Genomic DNA, 20,094 nt, shown 5'->3' with positions numbered 1-20,094 from the left:
TTCGTTATGACTGATCCTATTGCGGACTTTCTGACCAGAATTAGAAACGCAGTGAAAGCCAACCACAAGGTGGTTGAAGCTCCTGGCTCCAAAATTAAGCAGGAAATCACGAAGATTCTTTACGAGCAGGGCTACATCCTGGCTTACAAGTTCGACACCGACGAAAAAGGTCACCCGTCGATCAAGATCGCGTTGAAATGGGATGCGGCCACCAAGGCCAATGCCATCAAGAACCTCAAGCGCGTGAGCCGTCCGGGTCTGCGTCAGTACACCTCGTGCGACGACATGCCGCGCGTGCTGAACGGACTGGGCATCGCCATCCTCTCCACGTCGAAAGGTATCATGACCGACGCCCGGGCGCGTCAGGAGCGTGTCGGCGGCGAGGTGCTGTGCTACATCTACTAATCGCAAAATCACTAAAGAACAACACACATGTCAAGAATTGGTAAATTACCTGTAAACCTGCCCGCCGGCGTGACCGTAGAGGTCTCGGCCGACAATACGGTAAGCGTGAAAGGGCCACTCGGGACGCTGAGTCAGAAAGTGGACTCGGACATTACGGTAGAGGTCGCAACGCACAAGGACATCCACACCGGGAACGAGGTTCCCGCCGTGCTCGTATCGCGTCCGACGAACCAGCCCCGCCACCGTTCGCTGCACGGGCTGTACCGCGCGCTGATCAACAACATGGTCGTCGGCGTGTCGAAAGGCTACGAGATCAAGCAGGAACTCGTGGGCGTCGGCTTCAAGGCCGAAATGAAGGGCCAGGTGCTCGAGATGAGCCTCGGCTACTCGCACGATACGCATTTCATGCTTCCCAAGGAGGTGACTGCCACCGCAGTCACCGAGAAGAAAGGCAACCCCATCGTCACGCTCAAGTCGATCGACAAGCAGCTCGTGGGCCAGGTGGCTGCCAAGCTCCGCTCGCTGCGCAAACCGGAGCCGTACAAGGGCAAGGGTATCAAGTTCGTCGGCGAGCAACTGCGTCGCAAGGCGGGCAAATCAGCAGGTGCTAAATAGTAAATAGACCGAAAAGTATGTCACTGAACAAGATAGAAAGAAGAGAGAGGATCAAGATGCGTATCCGCAAGATCGTGAGCGGAACGGCAGCACAGCCTCGCATGACCGTATATCGTAGCAACAAGCAGATCTACGTGCAGTTTATCGATGACCTCCAGGGGGTAACCCTGGCTACGGCATCCTCGCTGGACAAGGAGGTGGCCGAGGCCGCAGCCGGCAAGAACAAGACCGAGGTCGCCGCCTTGGTGGGCAAACTGGCCGCCGAGCGCGCTGTGGCGAAAGGAATCGCCGAGGTGGCGTTCGACCGCAACGGCTACCTCTATCACGGAAGAGTTAAACAGCTGGCCGAAGCAGCACGCGAAGGCGGACTTAAATTCTAAGCGATCATGGCAAATACCAACATAAAGAAAGTACGCACCAGCGACCTCGAGCTCAAGGACCGGCTCGTCAGCATTCAGCGTGTTACCAAGGTAACCAAGGGCGGTCGCACGTTCAGTTTCTCGGCCATCGTCGTCGTCGGTAACGAGGACGGCGTGGTAGGTTACGGCCTGGGCAAGGCGTCGGAGGTGCAGGCCGCCATCGCCAAAGGCGTGGAGGATGCCAAGAAAAACCTGGTGAAGATTCCCGTCATCAAGGGCACGATTCCCCACAAACAGGAGTATCGTTACGGCGGTTCGCTGGTGATGATCCGTCCGGCAGCTCCCGGTACGGGTATCATCGCGGGCGGTGCCATGCGTGCCGTTTTGGAGTCGCTGGGTATCAAGAACGTGCTGGCAAAGAGCAAAGGTTCCTCGAACCCCCACAACCTGGTCAAGGCGACCATCGGCGCACTGTGCGAGCTGCGCGATGCACACAGCGTAGCGCGTCTGAGGGGAATCACGATGGACAAGGTGTTTAACGGTTAATTCCACGAAAGAAATGGCAAGATTGAAAATCACCCAGACCCGAAGCCGCATCGGTGCTACGGAACGTCAGTGCCGCAACCTCGATGCACTGGGCCTGAAGCGTATCAACGCTGTCGTCGAGCACGACGATTCGGCAATCATCAAGGGCATGATCGAGCGCGTGAAGCACCTGGTGCGGGTCGAAGAGGTCGCCCAGAAGAAAGCCGCCGCTCCCAAGGCCCCGAAGGCCCCGGCCGAACCGGAAGCCCAGGCCGCAGAATAAGTTTAACTGCTAACGGATTTATTAGAATGGAACTCAATAATCTCAAACCCGCAAAGGGTTCAACGCACCACGAAAAGCGAATCGCCCGTGGTGCCGGTTCGGGGCACGGTGGCACGGCCACGCGTGGCCACAAGGGTGCGCAGTCGCGTTCGGGTTACTCGCGCAAGCTGGGCTTCGAAGGCGGCCAGATGCCGTTGCAGCGCCGGCTTCCCAAGTTCGGTTTCACCAACCTGAAGCGGGTCGAATTCAAGGCGATCAACCTCTCCACGCTGGAGGAGCTGGCAGCCAAGAAAGCCCTTACGGAGGTTACGGTTGAGACGCTCATCGGTGCCGGTTTCATCTCGTCGAACGACAAGGTGAAGATCCTGGGTAACGGTACGCTCTCGAAAGCGCTCGCCGTCAAGGCCCACGCATTCTCGAAGAGCGCCGAGGCAGCCATCGCGGCAGCCGGAGGCAGCGTCGAAAAACTGTAAGGAACCTCTTATAACCCAAAAATTATGAATCAGTATCTCATTGTTGGTATCGTCTTTTTGGTGGTAATCGCTCTTTTGGCGACCAACAAGAAAGTGGTAGAAACGCTCAAGAATATCTACAAGATCGAGGAGTTGCGCAAACGTGTGATCTACACGATCGGGCTCTTGCTGGTCTACCGCTTGGGCAGTTTCGTAGTGATTCCGGGCATCAACCCCAACGCCTTGGGCGAGGGGTCGGCGTATGCGAGCCAGTTGGAGGGCAACGGACTGCTGGGTCTGTTGAACGTCTTCTCGGGCGGTGCATTCGGTAACGCCGCGATCTTCGCGCTCGGAGTCATGCCGTATATCACCGCCTCGATCATCATCCAGCTGATGGGTATGATGATTCCGTATTTCCAGAAGATGCAGAAGGAGGGTGAGAGCGGCCGCCGCAAGATGAACCAGTGGACACGCTTTCTGACGATCGGCGTGCTCCTGTTGCAGGGCCCGGCGTTTATCGCCAACCTCTACCACCAGGTCCCCACTGCATTCGTCTACGGCAATTCGTTCGGCTTCGTGGCCTATGCGACGACGATCCTCATCGCCGGCACCATGTTCATCATGTGGCTGGGCGAGAAGATCACCGACAAGGGTATCGGTAACGGTATCTCCCTGATCATCATGATCGGCATCGTGGCGCGCCTCCCGCACGCCCTGCTGGCCGAGGTCAACGCCCGCTTCCAGACGGCAAGCGGCAGCGCGATCATGCTGATCCTGGAGCTGGTGCTGCTGTTCCTTGTCTTCATGGCTACGATCGCCCTGGTGCAGGCTGTCCGCAAGGTGCCTGTACAGTATGCCAAGCGTATCGTCGGAAACAAACAGTACGGGGGCGTACGCCAGTACATTCCCCTGAAGATGAATGCTGCGAACGTGATGCCCATCATCTTCGCGCAGGCTCTGATGTTCATTCCGGCGCTCTTTACCGGTACGGCTTTCGCGGCTGCCTTCAGCTCGATGACCGGTTTCTGGTACAACTTTACGCTGGCCGTGCTGGTAGTCGCGTTCACCTATTTCTACACCGCGATTATCATCAATCCTCAAATGATGGCCGATGACATGAAGCGAAACGGCGGCTTTATCCCGGGCGTGAAACCGGGCAAGCAGACTGTGAACTACATCGACACCATCATGACGCGTATCACGCTTCCCGGTTCGATCTTCCTGGCGATCGTGGCGATTCTGCCCGCGCTGGCCATGAAGTTCCTGGGCATTCAGCAGGCTTTCGCCTATTTCTACGGCGGAACGTCGCTGCTGATCATGGTCGGCGTGGTGCTCGACACCCTCAAGCAGATAGAGAGCTACCTGTTGATGCGCCACTACGACGGTCTGATGAAGACCGGACGTATCCAGGGGCGTCATTAGGAGTTTTCCGAAGAGTTTTAAGCGAAGAGAATGATCTTTATAAAGACAGACGAGGAGATAGAGCTGCTCCGCGAGAACAACATCCTGGTGTCGAAGACGCTGGCCGAGGTGGGTCGCCACATCGCGCCCGGCGTCACGACGCTGGAGTTGGATCGCATTGCCGAGGATTTCATCCGCGCGCACGGAGCGGTTCCCGCTTTCCTCGGGTATCAGGGATTTCCCGCTTCGTTGTGTATATCGGTAAACGAACAGGTAGTTCACGGTATCCCATCCTCGAAATGCGTCCTCAAAGAGGGCGACATCGTTTCGGTCGATTGCGGTACGTTTCTAAAGGGGTTTGTTGGTGATTCGGCGTATACGTTCGCCGTGGGAGAGGTTGCCGAGGAAGTACGGCAGCTGATGGAGGTCACCAAAGAGGCTCTTTACAAAGGTACGGCAGAGGCAAAGGCCGGCAATCGCGTAGGCGATGTGTCGGCAGCCGTGCAGGAGTACGCCGAAAGTTTCGGTTTCGGCGTAGTGCGCGAGTTGGAGGGACACGGTTTGGGTCGGAAAATGCACGAAGACCCAGGTGTTCCCAATTACGGCGCACGCGGCAGAGGGCCGCTCCTCAAGGAAGGCATGGTCATTTGCATCGAACCCATGATCAACATGGGGACCAAGGCGGTGGTTTTTGAACGGGATGGCTGGACAGTCCGCACGCGGGACCGCAAACCGGCGGCGCACTACGAATTCGCCGTGGCGGTTCGCAAGGGCGGCCCGGACGTGCTGACGGACTTTAGTATCATCGAACAGGCAATTAACAACTAAGACTCTATGGCAAAACAGGCTGCTATCGAACGGGACGGAACGATCATCGAGGCGCTGTCCAACGCAATGTTCCGCGTTGAACTGGACAACGGCCACGTGCTCACGGCCCATATCTCGGGAAAGATGCGCATGCACTACATCAAGATTCTTCCCGGAGATAAAGTGAAAGTGGAGATGACCCCCTATGATTTGACCAAGGGGCGTATCTCTTTCAGGTACAAATAATCAGATTGCTTGAAAAACCATGAAAGTAAAAGCATCCATCAAGAAGAGAAGCGAGGATTGCAAGATCGTGAAACGTAAGGGCAAACTTTACGTGATCTGCAAGAAGAATCCCAAGTTTAAAATGCGCCAAGGGTAATGTTTTTTAAACAAGTCAAAAAAGAAAAAGAATTTATATGGCACGTATAGTCGGTGTAGATTTACCAAAAAACAAGCGGGGCGAGATCGGCCTGACCTATATCTACGGGATCGGTCGTTCGACGGCTCGCAAGATTCTCGAGACCGCAGGCATCAGCTACGATCTCAAAGTTCAGGATTGGTCGGACGACCAGGTCGGCGCCATCCGTTCGACCATTGCCGATCTGGGTATCAAGGTCGAGGGCGAGTGCCGTTCGGCCGTTCAGCTCAACATCAAGCGCCTGATGGATATCGGCTGCTACCGCGGCATCCGTCACCGCCTGGGTCTTCCCGTGCGCGGTCAGTCGACCAAGAACAATGCCCGCACCCGCAAGGGCCGCAAGAAGACCGTCGCAAACAAGAAAAAGGCAACAAAGTAATCTTTAGAGAATTATGGCAAAGAAAACTGGAACAGTTAAGAAAAAGGTTGTCAAGGTCGGTGCCGTGGGCAATGCCTATGTCCACTCGACTTTCAACAACGTAATCATCACCCTCACAAACGAGGTGGGCGATGTCATCAGCTGGTCTTCGGCCGGCAAGATGGGTTTCCGTGGTTCGAAGAAGAATACTCCCTATGCCGCACAAACCGCTTCGGCCGACTGCGCGAAAGTCGCCTACGACATGGGTCTGCGCAAGGTCAAAGTCTATGTCAAGGGTCCGGGCGCAGGCCGCGAATCGGCCGTCCGCACCATCCACGGCGCAGGCATCGAGGTGATGGAGATCATCGACGTGACGCCGCTGCCGCACAATGGCTGTCGTGCTCCTAACCGCCGCCGCGTATAATCGGGCATGAGGTAAGGAATTTTCAACGTATTAAAACAAGTCAAGACAATGGGAAAATACATAGGACCTAAATCGAAAATCGCCAGAAAGTTCGGCGAAGCTATCTACGGTGCGGATAAGGTGCTCGAGAAGCGCAACTATCCTCCCGGACAGCACGGTCTGGCGCGCAAGCGCAAAAAAGTGTCGGAGTACGGCACGCAGTTGAGCGAGAAACAGAAAGCCAAGTACACATACGGACTGTTGGAGAAGCAGTTCTCGCGCACCTACGAGCAGGCTTCGCGCATGGGCGGCATCACGGGCGAGAACCTGCTGAAGCTGCTCGAGTGCCGCCTGGACAACGTGGTTTACCGCTTGGGTATCGCCCCGACGCGTGCTGCTGCCCGCCAGCTCGTCTCGCACTGCCACATCTGCGTGAACGGCAGTGTGGTGAACATTCCCTCGTACTCGCTGCGTGCGGGCGACGTGGTGTCTGTTCGTGAGAAATCGAAGAGCCTGGAGGTGATTTCGGTATCTCTGGCCGGCTCGTCGAAGAGCCGCTACGCCTGGTTGGAGTGGGACAACGCCTCGATGAGCGGCAAGTTCCTCCAGAAACCCGAGCGCGAGGAGATTCCCGAAAACATCAAGGAGCAGCTCATCGTCGAGTTGTACTCGAAGTAGTAAATCAAACAAATTCTTATTATGGCAATATTAGCATTCCAGAAACCTGAGAAGGTTATCATGCTCGAATCCACCTCTTCGTTCGGAAAGTTCGAATTCCGACCGCTGGAGCCCGGATTCGGTATGACTGTCGGTAACGCTTTGCGTCGTATCCTGCTCTCTTCGCTGGAGGGCTACGCGATCACGACTGTCAAGGTAGCCGGTGTCGACCACGAGTTTGCCGCTATCCCTGGCGTGATGGAGGATATGCTGAACATCATCCTCCATCTCAAGCAGGTTCGTTTCATCCGTACAGTCGATAATCAGGATGCCGAAAAGGTCTCCATCAACGTAGCGGGTGTAACGGAGCTGACTGCCGGATATATCTCGAATTACCTCTCGTTCTTCAAGGTTCTGAATCCCGACCTGGTGATCTGTCACCTGGCGCCCGGGACGAAGATGCAGATGACCCTGACGATCGGCAAAGGCCGCGGCTACGTGCCCGCCGAGGAGAATACTCCCGCGGAAACCGAGTTCGGCACGCTTGCCATCGACTCGATCTTTACGCCCATCAAGAACGTGAAGTACTCGATCGAGAACTATCGTGTCGAACAGAAAACCGACTACGAGAAATTGAATTTGGAAATTACTACCGACGGTTCGATTCACCCCAAGGAGGCTCTCAAAGAGGCAGCCAAGATCTTGATCCAGCATTTCATGCTCTTCTCCGACGAGAAGATCACCGTCAACATGGAGGATACGAACGGTACCGAAGAGTTCGACGAGGACGTGCTGCACATGCGTCAACTGCTCAAAACCAAGCTTTCGGACCAGGATCTGAGCGTTCGCGCCCTGAACTGCCTGAAAGCCGCCGACGTCGACACCGTGGGCGATCTGGTGAAGCTCAACCGCAACGATCTCTTGAAATTCCGCAATTTCGGCAAGAAATCTTTGACGGAGCTCGACGAGCTCCTGACCTCCCTGAACCTGAAGTTCGGTATGGACGTATCAATCTACAAACTTGACAAAGATTAATTATGAGACACAATAAAAATTTCAACCACCTCGGCCGTCAGGCGGGACACCGCAAGGCGTTGATGTCCAACATGGCCTCGTCGCTCATCCTGCACAAGCGCATCGAGACCACCCTGGCCAAGGCCAAGGCGCTGCGCATGTTCGTCGAGCCGCTGGTCACCAAGTCCAAGGAGGACACGACCCACTCGCGCCGCATCGTTTTCTCGTACCTCAAGCAGAAAGAGGCCGTCACGGAGTTGTTCCGCACCGTCGCCCCCAAGATCGCCGAGCGTCCGGGAGGTTATACCCGCATCCTGAAGACCGGTTTCCGTCTGGGCGACGCTGCCGACATGTGCATCATCGAGTTCGTTGATTTCAACGATGCCTACACGCTGGGAATCGCTCCCGCCGCCGCTTCGGAGGCTAAACCCAAGACGCGCCGTTCGCGCAAGCCGGCTGCAAAGACGACCGATGCCGTCGAAGACGCTACTGTGGTCGAGGGCGAGGCCAAGAAAGCACCGGCCATCAAAGCCGCTGCTCCCAAGGCTCCGAAAGCCGCTACCAAGGTAGCCGCACCGAAAGTTGCCAAGAAGACCAATGTGGGCAAAAAAATGTAATTTTTCGATTTTATAGGGCACTTTGCACTTGCTCTTGCAGAGCGCGAATGGGACGTACGTCAGTACTACCCATCCGCGCTCCGCTGCGTTCAAGCACAAACCTGCTCCTCAAAAATCAAAAAATGTGCTGTTAACCAGGATGGAAAGTACGCCCGTACAACCCATCCGGGTTTTTTATTACGATGCACGGAACTGACTCGTTTTGGAGCGGAGTTACCCGGTTCCTATCCTTTCGTGCATCACCGCAACTGCTCCCCGGATGGTTCGTACTGACCGTCCGGAGTTTTTTCGTGCAGCACTGCTTCTGAACTATGCTGACGAAATATCCCTGACGAACCCCTCCCGCTCGATATAATTTGCGGTTTTCTCCTGTCAAATATGCGAATCCGGTCGGACAAACCGTTGTAGAAATCTCGGACAGATTCGGACTTTTTTCGGCCGGATCATGTTTTTCCGGATTGTTCTTTCGCAGGCTATCGTCCGAAGCAACAGCGAAAAACTCCTTTTGGACGAGGATTCCGGTCGGGAGAACGCGCAAAAAAGGTCAAAAGAATGCACTTTTTCGCTATCTTTACTGCCGTTTGATGGCGAGGGGTATGTCCGATTATTACAAAGAAAAGGCGAAATTCGATGCGAAAGAGCTGTGGATTCGGTTCGTGTCCGGGGACCGGGAGGCTTTCTCAGCGCTTTTCACCGAGGTGTATCCTCCGCTTTTCCGCTATGCGACGGCTTCGGGACTCTCCGAATTGCAGGCCGACGACGCCATTCAGGATATTTTCATCCGCCTGTTGGAAAAACCCGGCCTGATCCGCAATCCGGCTACCGTGCTGCCCTATCTTTTCCGCTCGATCAAAAACGCTTCGCTCAAGGTTTACGCGCGCAAGGTGCGGCTTCTTTCGCTCGAGGCCGCCGCGCCGCGTGCGACGTTCGAATTCGCCTGCACGATCGACGAAGAGGCTGCGGCCGGGTTCGATGCGCAGAAACTGCGCGAAGAGTTGCGACGGATGCTGGAGGCGCTCTCGCCGCGTCAGCGGGAGATCGTCTACCTGCGGCTGATCGAGGAGATGGACTACCCGACCATCTCGCTGGTGATGAACATCACCCCGCAGGTGGCGCGCAACCTCTTTTCCAAATCGCTCCACAAACTGCGCGGGCTGGGGTTAGAGTCGACGCTTTTCCTGCTCGTTGCAGCCCTTGTTTCGAAAAATCTGCTGCTCGACGGAATTTTTTTGCCCCGATAGGGTTACAAAACGCGCGTTGCGGGATATTATAGAAAAAGGCAGCGCATGCGGACGCAAAATCGAAAATACACGTTCCGGGAATTTCTCGCCGACGATGGGTTCGTCCGGATCGCCCGGCTTGCCGAGAAGGGCGACCGGCGCGAGTTGGACGCCCTGCTGCAAGCGCATCCACAGGCTGCGCGAGAGATCCGTACGGCCTGCGTGCTGCTGCGGTCGGTCCGGCCCGCAGGGCCCGGGCCATCCCGGGAAAGAATCGCCCGAAGCCTGGACGAGGTGCGTCGCCGCGCGCTCCGCAACCGCCGGTTTCGTGTGTTCTGTCGTTGGTCGGCCGTGGCTGCGGCCGTGCTGCTTGTCGGCCTTACCGGATATTACGTGTCGCTGGAGCAGGACCGGGCTTTCGAGCGGCAGATCGCCGCGTCGCTCCGCTTTGGGAGCATCCCCTCGGACAGCATCGTGGTCGCCGTGGGAGACCGCGAGGTTTGCAAGCTCGGCGATGCACGCGCTACTGTCGGGCAGGACGAACGGGGATTGGTGGTCAACGAGCGGCAGCGAATCCGCTCGGAGCAACTTCGCTCCGAGATGATCCGGGTCAGCGTCCCCTACGGCAAGCGCACGGTGGTCGATCTGGAGGATGGCACCCGGGTTTGGGTCGGCCCGGGTTCGAAACTCATCTATCCGGCCCGTTTCGGGTCCGGCAAACGGGAGTTGTATGCCGACGGCGAAGCCTATTTCGAGGTCGCGCACGATGCAAGGCGGCCTTTCGTGGTGACGACCGAAAAGTTACAGGTCCGGGTGCTGGGCACGCAGTTCAATCTCAGCTCCGGCTACGGAAGCGACCGTGCCGAGGTGGTGCTCGTCGAGGGCAGGGTGCGGGTCCATTCTGCATCGGGCCGCACGGAAGAACTCCTGCCCGATCAACGCTACCTCGAAAGCGCTGCCGGTGCGGTGGTCGATACGGTCGATACGGAATCGTTTACCGCTTGGAAAGAGGGCTATCTGCTGCTCGGACGTAGCGATTTGGCCGCCCTGTTCGGGAAGATCGGGCGCTACTACGGGGTCGAGATCCACTGCGACGAAGCACTCGGCCGAAGAACCTGCGACGGCAAACTGGAGCTGTGCGACCGGGTGGAGGAGGTACTCCGCAACCTGGCGATGGTCGAACCTTTCGACATCGAATGCACGCAGTCGGAAAAACCCGTCTATCTCTTGACCGCTAAAACTCTTTCGCCTATGTAGAAACCCCAGCCCGCTACCAATCCAAACGTCTGCAAAATAAAATGCCGGGTAATACCGCACATATTACCCGGGCCGATTTTAATTTGGTCAGACACTCGCGTTTTGCACACTACTGAATCCGAAACTCCTTAAAATCATGACAAAGTTATGAAAAAAATACGATTGATTATCAGTCGTATCTTCCCGAAACGACTTTTTTTGAAGGTCCGGTTGCTCTTTTTCGTCATTTTGCTCCTGCCCGACCCTGCCGCGGCTGTTTCGTCCGGGGTTCCGGAGACGAAAATCTCGCTCCATCTGCGCAGCCTCCCGCTTCGTGAAGCACTCGAAGCCATCGAGCGCCAGACCGATTACAAATTCATCTACAAACAGGATATTCCGCTCTCGGTGCCGGTAACGATCGACATCGAAAACGGGACGCTGGCCGAAGTGCTCGGCCGCATGCTGCCCGAGGGCTATCGTTTCAACGTCAACGGGAATCAGGTCGCCATGCTCTACACGCCCCGGCCGCCGCAGCCCCGATACGGCACGGTGACCGGCGTGGTGAAAGATGCTCAGGGCAAATCCCTCGTGGGCGTAACCCTGGTGGTGAGGGGGACCAACCGGGGCACGACCTCGGATGCGAACGGACTTTTCCGGATTGTCCGCGTGCCGGCGGGAAATTCCGTCATCGAGGCGCGCTACATCGGTTACGAATCCCGCAACGTGCCGCTCAACGGGCTTCGGGAGAACGAAGAGCGCCGGATCGAGATCACGCTCCGGGAGGGGATCGAGATCAGCGACGTGGTGGTGACGGCGCTGGGAATCACCCGCGAGGAGAAATCCCTGGGTTACTCCGCCGACCGCCTGATGCAGGACGAGTTCACCGCAGCCACGCACAACAACTGGGTCGCGGGCCTGGCCGGCAAGGTGGCGGGCCTGAATTTCGACCAGTCGTCGCAGGGACCCGGCGGCTCGATCCGCGTCACGCTGCGCGGCGAGGGGTCGCTCACGCACCAGAACAACGAGGCGCTCTTCGTGGTGGACGGCGTTCCGATCAGCAGCTCCATGACGGCCAGCACCTCCAGCGGCGGCTACGGCGATGCCGACGCCCCGATCGATTTCGGGAACGGGATCAGCGATCTGAATCCCGACGACATCGAATCGGTCAACGTACTCAAGGGGCCCGCCGCCACGGCGCTCTACGGATCGCGTGCTGCCGCCGGCGCGGTGATCGTCTCCACCAAGAGCGGCCGGCAGTCCAAAGGGTTCGGCGTCTCGGTCAACTCCTCGGTGGCCATCGAGCAGGCGGGGTTTTGGCCCGATTTCCAGACCGAATACGGCGCGGGCGATTTCCGTCGCAGCACCACCGGTCTCACGGAGGTGACGCCCCCGGAGTATAATTTCTGGACCGCGGGCGACAAGAAGCGCCGCACGTCGCGCTATGCGTTCGGCGCCCGCTACGACGGCTCGCCCCGGATGCTCTACGGATCTCGCAACTGGGATACGGACGAGTACACGCTGCTGCCCTATGTCTACCAGGACTGGTACAAGGGTTTCTTCCGGACGGGCGTCACCTACACGAACCAAATCTCGCTGGACGGCAACAACGGCAAGGGCACCTCGATCCGCACCACCTACCGCGACGTGCGCAGCGACTGGATCCTGCCCAACACGGGGTACGACAGCCAGAACATCTACGTCTCGGTGCACCACGTGCTCAACCCCCATATCAAGCTGGGAGCCAAGGTGACCTATTTCCGCAAGCACAGCGACAACCTCCCCATGTCGGGATACAACACCGCCTCGCCGGTCTATTCGCTCATCTGGACCCCCTCGACCATCAGCGTCCGCGATTACGAGAGCGAATACCGTCACGGCATCATCGACCGCGTGCGCGAGCAGGGGCTCTCGACCAGCCTGTTGATCAACGGCGAGTCGGACAACCCCTATTTCCAGCTCTACGAGCATATCAACACCTTTGCCCGCGACCGGGTCTACGGCAACGTCAACGCCGAAATCGCATTCATCCCCAATATTTTGACCCTCACGCTGCGTTCGGGCATGGACCTCAATTCCGAGTTCCGCACCCAGCGCAAACCCTACTATTCGAACGGCTACATGCAGGGCTTTTACCGCGAGCAGGAGGTCTACGGATTCGAGATGAACAACGATTTCCTCTTGACCTGGAAAGGGTATTTCAACGATTTCTCGCTCACGGCGTCGGTGGGCGGCAACAACATGTACAACGAATTCCGGAATATCCAGACCACGGCTGCCAAGTTGATCGAACCGGGGTATTACAGCCTGCGCAACTGCGACGGCATGTTGCAGCACAACCCCTACAAGCGCAAGCGCTCGATCAACAGCTTCTACGGCTTCGTCTCGGCCACCTGGCGCGGGATCGTCTTTCTGGAGCTGACGGGGCGCAACGACTGGTCGAGCACGCTCGCTCCGGGGAACAACTCCTATTTCTACCCCTCGGTCAACACGAGCATCCTCCTGGACGAACTCTTCGCAACGCACGACCGCGCCCCGTGGCTCGACATGCTCAAGGTGCGGGCTTCGTGGGCCAACGTGGGCAACGACACCGACCCCTACCGGCTGGAGCAGGTCTACTCGAACAGCGATTTCGCCGGGGGCTACAAACTTTCGAGCACGATTCAGGAGTACAACATCCGTCCCGAGAACGTCGAGAGCTGGGAGGTGGGCCTCGAGGCCCGGATGCTGCGCAACCGCCTGAATCTGGACGTCACGTGGTACTCCACGGCGACGACCGACCAGATCGTCAACGTCCCGAGCGATTACGCCATCGGCGCCTCGTCGCGCATCATCAACGCCGGCAAGGTGACCAACAAGGGCATCGAGATCGCTCTGAGGGCGGACCCCGTGAAGACCGAGCACTGGCGGTGGACCATCCAGGCGAACTGGTCGGCCAACCGCAACAAGCTGGTCGAACTGGCTCCGGGGGTGGAAATGTGGCAGCTCAACACCCGCAACACGGTGGGCAACCGCGTCTTCGTCTACTCCTATCCCGGCATGGAGCTGGGGCATATCTTCGGTACGGGCTACAAGCGGGCGCCCGCAGGGGCCTATTACACCGATGCCGAGGGCCGGAAAGTCGACTGCGCAGGACAGGTCATCGTCGATGCGGCGACCGGCAATCCCGTGCTGACGAGCGACGACGAACTCTACGATTTCGGAAGCATCTACCCCAAGTGGAAAGCGGGTCTTACGCAGTCGATCCGTTTCCGCAACCTGACGCTCTCGATGACCTTTCAGGGGCAGTGGGGCGGACACGCCTATTCGATGACCAACATGGGCCTTTCGTACATGGGCAAGCTGACCAACTCGCTGCCGGGACGGTACGACGGGCTGATACATCCGGGCGTCAACCTCAACGAAGACGGCACCTACCAGCCCAACACCCGCATCACCACCGACATCGTGGACTATTACAACTCGGTGGTCTACAACCGCAACAACGTAGAGACCAACACGTTCAGCACCTCCTACCTGAAGATGAAGGAGTGCCGGATCAGCTTCCGCCTCCCGGAAAAGCTCTGCCGGAAGACCCGTTTTTTGCAGTCGGCCGAGATCGGTGTCTGGGCTACCAACCTCTTCTGCCTGACGGAGTGGCCGGCCTACGATCCCGAGGTGGCGGCTTTCGGCGGCAATTCGCTCTCGAAAGGCGTCGAACCCGGCGCATACCCCATGACCCGAACTTACGGACTCAACGTAAAACTTTCGTTCTGAGATGAAAACCTTTCGACACATCACGCTGCTGACGCTTCTGGCGTCGGCGCTTTCCTGCACCTCGAATTTCGAGGAGTACAACACCAACCCCAACGAGGCGCCGTTGTGGACCATCACCCCGGGCGGCCTGTTGCAGGAGATCGTATACGGAGGCACGAACGACATCGCAAGCCGCACATGGTACCTGGTGAGCGACCTGATGCAATACACCGTCACAGGGGGGACGAACAACCAGTACCACCGTTATATCATCGGCACGGGGATCATGGGGAGCGCCTGGAACAGCTGTTTCGTCTGGGCCGGGAATGCCGACCACATGTTCCGCCTGGCCCGCAGGTACGATCCCGAGGACGCCGATCCGGTCTACAACAACTACAAGGCGATTGCCCTGACGATGAAATGCCTCTACATGGCCAACGCCACCGACATTTTCGGCGATGTGCCGTGCAGCCAGGCTTTCGCGGGGCGCGACGGCGAGTACAGACCCGCGTTCGACACGCAGGAGAAGATCTACCACCAGCTCTACCTCGACCTCGAACTGGCCAATACGCTCTACGACCCCTCGAAAGGGCTGACGCGCAACGGCCAGGACCTCCTGTACGGGGGCGACATTTCGAAATGGCGCAAGTTCAACAATTCGCTCTACCTGCGTCTGCTGATGCGCATGAGCAACCGGGCCGAGCAGATGGCGATCGCCGAAAAGCTGACCGAAATCTTCTCCGATCCCGCGAAATATCCCGTTTTCGAAAGCAACGGTGACAACGCGACGGTCTTTTTCTCGGGCTCCATCCCGTTTATCAACAAATTCGGCAACCAGACCGAAAACGGATTCCGCCACAATGCGGCCGAGTACACGATCAACCTGCTCACGGCGGGCAACGATCCGCGGCTGCCGCTGATGTACGAGAAATGCAACAGCTCGTCGGACTGGAAAGGACAGGTCAGCGGCGAGTCGCTTCAGGACGTTGACGGGACAAATATTTCGCGGCTCAACCGCAAGGTGCTGGGGCAGTACGATTCGCCTTTCTCGCTGATGAAATACGACGAGGTGCTCTTCATCCGGGCCGAGGCCATCAAGCGGGGGTTCGTTCCCGGCACCGAGGAGGACGTGGCCGCCTGTCACGCCGACGCGATCCGGGCCTCGATCCGCTACTGGGAGAGCATCGACCCCGACCGAAAGGAGATCACCGATGCCCGGATTGACGCCTATATCAACTCGTACGGCTACTACGACGGCGAATTGTCGAAGATTCTGACGCAGAAATTCATCGCCCAATTCTTCGTCGGCTACGAGCCGTGGAACGACTACCGCCGGACGGGATTCCCCGTGCTCCGAATCGGGTCGGCCACTGCGGCCAACGCTTACACGCTGCCCACGCGGCTCTCCTATCCGACCGCTACGCGCACAACCAACCCCGAAAACTATGCGAAAGCCGTCGAACGGCTCCGGGAGCGGTACAACGCAGAGGACAACATGCGCGCTCCCGTCTGGTGGAGCCTCGAAGCCTCCCGGATCGATTAACCGATGAAACCGAAACGAATCATGAACCGAAATTTATTGAAAAACCTCATCCCGTTTCTGGGGATGATCCTGCTGGCCGGAAGCGCCTTTTCGTGCGACGATGCGGACGAGGGGAGCGGCGACGGTGCCCGTTTCACGCTGGGCGAAACCCTTTACGGGGACGACAACAGCAAGACCGACGTGCCGCTTGCAGACGATTACGTGTGGGAAAACAACCGCTCGGGCGCGATCAAGGCATTTTACATCTACTCCGACTTGAACTACTGGACGGTCGAACCCACCTCGGAGGAAGATCGTGTCTGGGTCGAGATATGGCCCGGAGCGGGGAGCCGCGACGGCCGCTTCTATGTCCGCATCCTGCCCAACGAGACGGCTGCGGAGCGCGAAACGCAGCTCCAAATCCGTGCGGGAGGCCGAGAGCTGCGGACGATCCGCGTCACGCAACAGGCCGGGGTCGCCGCAACCGGAGCCGAGACCCCAATGCAGGCCAAAAACGCTAACCGATGAGACGCCGTATGAATTTGCTGCTGATATTTTGCTCCCTGCTGGGCGGGTTCTCCGGCTGCGGCGGGGCTGAAAAAGAGGGTGCCGAAGAGACCCCGGAGCTGGTGAGCCAGTTCGAAATCGCACCGGTGCTGGAACTCTGCGAAAGCCGCACGGTGACCGTCACGGGGCGGGGTATGCGCGATGAGGATGAACTCGCGTTCCGCTCTGCCGAAAACGATTTCCGGATCGTCCTGCACGACGTAACCCCCACGCGGGCGACGTTCACCCTGCCCGCGGAGATCGTCAGCGGGACCTACGAGGTCTCGATCCGCCGCGATAGCCGCACGCAACGATTGGGTTCGACGACGGTGCGCGCGGGCGCTCCGTTCGAGGTGCCCGAGCGCGCGGGGATGACCCTGCGCGGCGTGGTGTGGTGCGGGGGCGAGCCGCTGGCGAACGTGCTTGTCTCCGACGGCGTGGCGACCGCCGTGACCGATACCCGCGGGCGTTACTACCTCCCCTCTGAAAAGGAGCACGGCTACGTCTTCGTGACGCTTCCCTCAGGCTATGAACCGGCCGGAGGAAGCCGTGTGGTGCCCGGCTTCTGGACCTCGCTGACCCGCGAGCCCGGGGTGCCCGAGCGGCACGACTTTGAGTTGCGAAAGGTCGACAACGACCGCCACCTGGTGATTGCTGCGGCCGATTTCCACCTCGGCGGACGCGGCGCCACGGACGACGTGAAGCAGTTTCGCGCCGGATTTCTCGCCGACGTGCGCGCCCTGGTCGCCGCCGATCCGTCGCTGAGGGTCTACACGCTGGTGCTGGGTGATTTCACGTGGGACCGCTTCTGGTACTCGCACGGGTACGACATCCCCCGGTACATCGCCGACATTACGGCGGAGGACTATCCGACCCTGCTGTTCCACGTCATGGGCAATCACGACAACGACGGCTGCCTGCCGGGCGATTTCGGCGGCGAGAGCACGTACAAAAAGCTGCTGGGTCCGACCTTTTACTCGGCCAATCTGGGCCGCGTCCACTACGTGTTCCTCGACGACATCATCTACCAGAACAAGGGCGCATCCGACGGCGTGCTCGGCGACCGGCGTTACCGGGCGGGCGTGACGGACCGCCAACTGGAGTGGCTGCGCACCGATCTGGAGGCGGTCGGGGATAAGGATACGCCGATCGTGGTCGTGACCCACGCCCATACGCATACCGATTTCAACGAAGCATTCGTTCCGACGCCCGCATTCAGCCGGGAGAATCCCTCCTCGCGCCTGATGGAGTGCTTCGAGGGGTTCCGCAACGTTCACATTCTGAGCGGACACACGCACTACAACACCACCATGACGCTGGCGCCGAACCTTACGGAGCACAACACCGCCTCGGTCTGCGGCACATTCTGGTGGCCGGGCAAACTCTCGGGCGTGGGGCTCTGCGCCGACGGCACTCCCACGGGCTACGGGGTTTATCGGTTCGAGGGCCGGAGCCTGCGCTGGCACTTCAAACCCATCGGCAAGCCGCACACGAAGCAGTTTCGGGTCTACGACATGAACGTCGTCCGGCGTTTCTTCGCCCGGCCCGAGGTGATGGTCAAGGTGGCCCGCTACGCGGGACGCGGCGATGGCAACGACTACGCCGCGTACGGGGAGAACGAGCTGCTGGTCAACGTCTGGAACTACGACGGCAAATGGACCGTTTCGGCCGAGGAAGAGGGGCAGGCCCTCTTCGTCGAACGTGTCTTCGAACGCGATCCGCTGCACACCCTTGTGTTCGACATTCCGCGCGTGGATGCAGGCGAGGCCATAGGCGGCTGGATGACGGTGCTCAACCCCCACATGTTCCGCATCCGGGCCCGAACCGCGACCGCACCGGTCGTAGTTACCGTGCGGGACCGGTTCGGAAATGTTTATACCGAGACCGTCGAGCGGCCGAAAGCATTCAGCACCGAGATGGAGTAACGAACCTTTAAAATGAAAGAACAGATGAAACCGAAAAAGATAGGAATGTGGTTGCTCTCCGCCGCCCTCTTTGCCGCCGCGTGCTCCGAGGAGGAGCCCGTCCGGGAAGCACCGAGTGTCGTGGCCGACCGGCAAACCGTCACGCTGAACAAACTCGGCTGGACGCCCCTCGGGGAGCAGGGCCTCGTCGAGGTCGAGAGCAACGTCTACTGGCAGATGGCCCTCCAGCAGCAAGGCGAGTGGCTTGCAGCCGACCGGATGGGCGGCTTCGGCAAGACGGCGATCGCGCTGACCGCCTCGCCCAACGAGGGGACCGAACGCCGCGCCACGCTCGTGCTCGAAACCTACGAGGGCGTGCAGGAGCGCATCGAGGTGGTGCAGCGCGCGGGTGACGAACGGCTCGATTTCTTCCGCCTGGACCTCGACGGCGAGGCGGCCAGGGAGGTGCCCGTCGAATCGTTCGGGGCATTCGCCGTCTCGGGCACGGGCTCCTACCGGACGCGCATTGCGGGTGAACGCGCCTCGGTCGACGGGGAGTCGCCCTCGGCGGGGTACGACGGCGCGAGCGGGGGCAACAACCTCCTGCTGGGCGAGGAGTCGGCCGAGGTGCGCGTCGAGTCCGTCGATCTCAAGTGGCAGCAGGATTTCACCCTCTCGTTCGCCTCGATGAGCGACGGACCGGCTTTCCTGGCGGACGAATTCGCCCTCTCGGTCAGCCGCGACGGCGACAACTGGCTCGACGTGCCTTTCGAGCGGGAGCAGACGCCCGGCTGGTGCCGGACCGATCTGAACATCCGCTTCAAGCAGAAGACCCAGTTCCTCTACCTGCGCTGGAAATCGCTGAGCACCTCGGCCCGCTTCCGCATCGACGACATCGCGCTGGCCGAGAATCCCGACGGCGGGGGCGTGGAACTGGATTTCGACAACCTGTACGACGACAACCGGCCCGAGGGTTGGCTCTACTATGAGGAGCGGTTCGACTGGATTACCCCCGATTTCGCCCAGCCCAAAGCCGCTCCGCTGGTCGATTTCATCGGGATCTTCCAAGCCGAGGGCCGCATCGCCTCGACCGGACCGCGCTACGACCGCACGGGCAGCGACCAGGGCGTCTACCCGTGGACCGTTACCGATTTCTGGCAGCCGTCGGGTTGGGCACACCAGACCAAAAACGCGATCTACCTGTGCGACGGCTATTTCCAGATGGGCAGCGCCGGCGGCGAGGCCGATATCGTATCGCCCCGTCTGAACCGTTACAAGCCCGAGAATCCGGCCCTCTCGGAGCGTGCCGGGATTCCGATCGGCAAGCGCGTCAACCTCAGGGTATCGTTCGACGCCTCGACGTTCGTTTCGGCTACGGGTGTCGAGGACAATGCGGTGCTGCGGATCGAGGTGCTCGATCAGGGCACCGTCGGCAGCCGCGACCCCGGGAGCAAGTCGGTTGTCGTGGAGGTGGACAGCTACAACGCGTGGAAGAACTACGCGGTGACGGTCTTCGACGCCAGCGCCGAGACACGTCTGAAATTCAGCGTCGAGAAAGGTGCCCGGCACCATTTCGACAACCTGCGGATCGAGAAAACATATAATCTGGAAGAGTAA

Annotated in this window: 22 protein-coding genes; all 22 read left to right on the top strand. The window is 59.0% G+C overall.

The genetic code is table 11. The features are described from left to right. The first annotated feature begins 6 nt into the window (after positions 1 to 6). A complete protein-coding gene (gene rpsH, locus ACMQ11_RS05835; protein WP_418991829.1) occupies positions 7 to 405 on the top strand; it encodes a 30S ribosomal protein S8 in 399 nt (132 codons plus the stop codon). Positions 406 to 432: 27 nt separating this feature from the next. Then, on the top strand, positions 433 to 1,020 hold the full coding sequence (gene rplF, locus ACMQ11_RS05830) for a 50S ribosomal protein L6 (RefSeq protein WP_418991825.1): 588 nt from the start codon (positions 433 to 435) through the stop codon (positions 1,018 to 1,020). 17 nt (positions 1,021 to 1,037) lie between these two features. Next, on the top strand, positions 1,038 to 1,400 hold the full coding sequence (gene rplR, locus ACMQ11_RS05825; RefSeq protein ID WP_418991824.1) for a 50S ribosomal protein L18: 363 nt from the start codon (positions 1,038 to 1,040) through the stop codon (positions 1,398 to 1,400). Positions 1,401 to 1,406: 6 nt separating this feature from the next. Beyond that, positions 1,407 to 1,925, top strand: coding sequence for a 30S ribosomal protein S5 (gene rpsE / locus ACMQ11_RS05820; protein ID WP_418991823.1), 519 nt, complete (start codon positions 1,407 to 1,409; stop codon positions 1,923 to 1,925). A gap of 13 nt (positions 1,926 to 1,938) precedes the next feature. Continuing rightward, positions 1,939 to 2,187: a 50S ribosomal protein L30 gene (rpmD, locus tag ACMQ11_RS05815; protein ID WP_418991822.1), complete on the top strand. Its 249-nt coding sequence runs from the start codon at positions 1,939 to 1,941 to the stop codon at positions 2,185 to 2,187. Between the two features lie 26 nt (positions 2,188 to 2,213). Further along, entirely contained in the window at positions 2,214 to 2,660 is a 447-nt protein-coding gene (gene rplO, locus ACMQ11_RS05810) for a 50S ribosomal protein L15 (RefSeq protein WP_418991821.1), read from the top strand. 24 nt (positions 2,661 to 2,684) lie between these two features. Next, positions 2,685 to 4,061, top strand: coding sequence for a preprotein translocase subunit SecY (gene secY, locus ACMQ11_RS05805; protein WP_418991820.1), 1,377 nt, complete (start codon positions 2,685 to 2,687; stop codon positions 4,059 to 4,061). A gap of 30 nt (positions 4,062 to 4,091) precedes the next feature. After that, complete coding sequence (map, locus tag ACMQ11_RS05800; RefSeq protein WP_418991819.1) at positions 4,092 to 4,868, top strand: type I methionyl aminopeptidase; 777 nt, start codon at positions 4,092 to 4,094, stop codon at positions 4,866 to 4,868. 6 nt (positions 4,869 to 4,874) lie between these two features. Continuing rightward, complete coding sequence (gene infA / locus ACMQ11_RS05795) at positions 4,875 to 5,093, top strand: translation initiation factor IF-1 (protein ID WP_009597667.1); 219 nt, start codon at positions 4,875 to 4,877, stop codon at positions 5,091 to 5,093. A gap of 19 nt (positions 5,094 to 5,112) precedes the next feature. After that, complete coding sequence (gene ykgO, locus ACMQ11_RS05790; RefSeq protein WP_010262443.1) at positions 5,113 to 5,229, top strand: type B 50S ribosomal protein L36; 117 nt, start codon at positions 5,113 to 5,115, stop codon at positions 5,227 to 5,229. Positions 5,230 to 5,266: 37 nt separating this feature from the next. Beyond that, entirely contained in the window at positions 5,267 to 5,647 is a 381-nt protein-coding gene (gene rpsM, locus ACMQ11_RS05785; protein ID WP_418991818.1) for a 30S ribosomal protein S13, read from the top strand. 13 nt (positions 5,648 to 5,660) lie between these two features. Then, positions 5,661 to 6,050 carry a 30S ribosomal protein S11 gene (gene rpsK, locus ACMQ11_RS05780; RefSeq protein WP_418991817.1) on the top strand — a complete coding sequence of 130 codons (390 nt, stop codon included), beginning with the start codon at positions 5,661 to 5,663 and terminating at the stop codon, positions 6,048 to 6,050. 48 nt (positions 6,051 to 6,098) lie between these two features. Then, positions 6,099 to 6,707, top strand: coding sequence for a 30S ribosomal protein S4 (gene rpsD / locus ACMQ11_RS05775; RefSeq protein ID WP_418991816.1), 609 nt, complete (start codon positions 6,099 to 6,101; stop codon positions 6,705 to 6,707). 21 nt (positions 6,708 to 6,728) lie between these two features. Continuing rightward, complete coding sequence (locus tag ACMQ11_RS05770; protein WP_418991815.1) at positions 6,729 to 7,721, top strand: DNA-directed RNA polymerase subunit alpha; 993 nt, start codon at positions 6,729 to 6,731, stop codon at positions 7,719 to 7,721. Between the two features lie 2 nt (positions 7,722 to 7,723). After that, complete coding sequence (rplQ, locus tag ACMQ11_RS05765; protein WP_418991814.1) at positions 7,724 to 8,317, top strand: 50S ribosomal protein L17; 594 nt, start codon at positions 7,724 to 7,726, stop codon at positions 8,315 to 8,317. 596 nt (positions 8,318 to 8,913) lie between these two features. After that, positions 8,914 to 9,558 (top strand): RNA polymerase sigma factor, encoded by a 645-nt coding sequence (locus ACMQ11_RS05760; RefSeq protein ID WP_418991813.1) that lies wholly within the window; start codon positions 8,914 to 8,916, stop codon positions 9,556 to 9,558. A 45-nt stretch (positions 9,559 to 9,603) separates the two neighbouring features. Continuing rightward, positions 9,604 to 10,794, top strand: a complete 1,191-nt coding sequence (locus tag ACMQ11_RS05755; RefSeq protein WP_418991812.1) for a FecR family protein — start codon at positions 9,604 to 9,606, stop codon at positions 10,792 to 10,794. A 147-nt stretch (positions 10,795 to 10,941) separates the two neighbouring features. Next, positions 10,942 to 14,526: a SusC/RagA family TonB-linked outer membrane protein gene (locus ACMQ11_RS05750; RefSeq protein ID WP_418991811.1), complete on the top strand. Its 3,585-nt coding sequence runs from the start codon at positions 10,942 to 10,944 to the stop codon at positions 14,524 to 14,526. Position 14,527: 1 nt separating this feature from the next. After that, on the top strand, positions 14,528 to 16,048 hold the full coding sequence (locus ACMQ11_RS05745) for a SusD/RagB family nutrient-binding outer membrane lipoprotein (protein ID WP_418991810.1): 1,521 nt from the start codon (positions 14,528 to 14,530) through the stop codon (positions 16,046 to 16,048). Positions 16,049 to 16,069: 21 nt separating this feature from the next. Beyond that, on the top strand, positions 16,070 to 16,555 hold the full coding sequence (locus tag ACMQ11_RS05740; protein ID WP_418991809.1) for a BACON domain-containing protein: 486 nt from the start codon (positions 16,070 to 16,072) through the stop codon (positions 16,553 to 16,555). After that, the gene (locus ACMQ11_RS05735; protein ID WP_418991808.1) at positions 16,552 to 18,498 is read left to right on the top strand and encodes a calcineurin-like phosphoesterase C-terminal domain-containing protein; all 1,947 of its coding nucleotides are present in this window, start codon (positions 16,552 to 16,554) and stop codon (positions 18,496 to 18,498) included. Before ACMQ11_RS05740 ends, ACMQ11_RS05735 begins: the two co-directional genes overlap by 4 nt. A 24-nt stretch (positions 18,499 to 18,522) precedes the next feature. Continuing rightward, on the top strand, positions 18,523 to 20,094 hold the full coding sequence (locus ACMQ11_RS05730) for a BACON domain-containing protein (protein WP_418991807.1): 1,572 nt from the start codon (positions 18,523 to 18,525) through the stop codon (positions 20,092 to 20,094).

The organism is Alistipes sp. (assembly GCF_048465575.1).
GTDB lineage: Bacteria > Bacteroidota > Bacteroidia > Bacteroidales > Rikenellaceae > Alistipes.
This window is presented reverse-complemented; position numbering and strand designations above follow the sequence as displayed.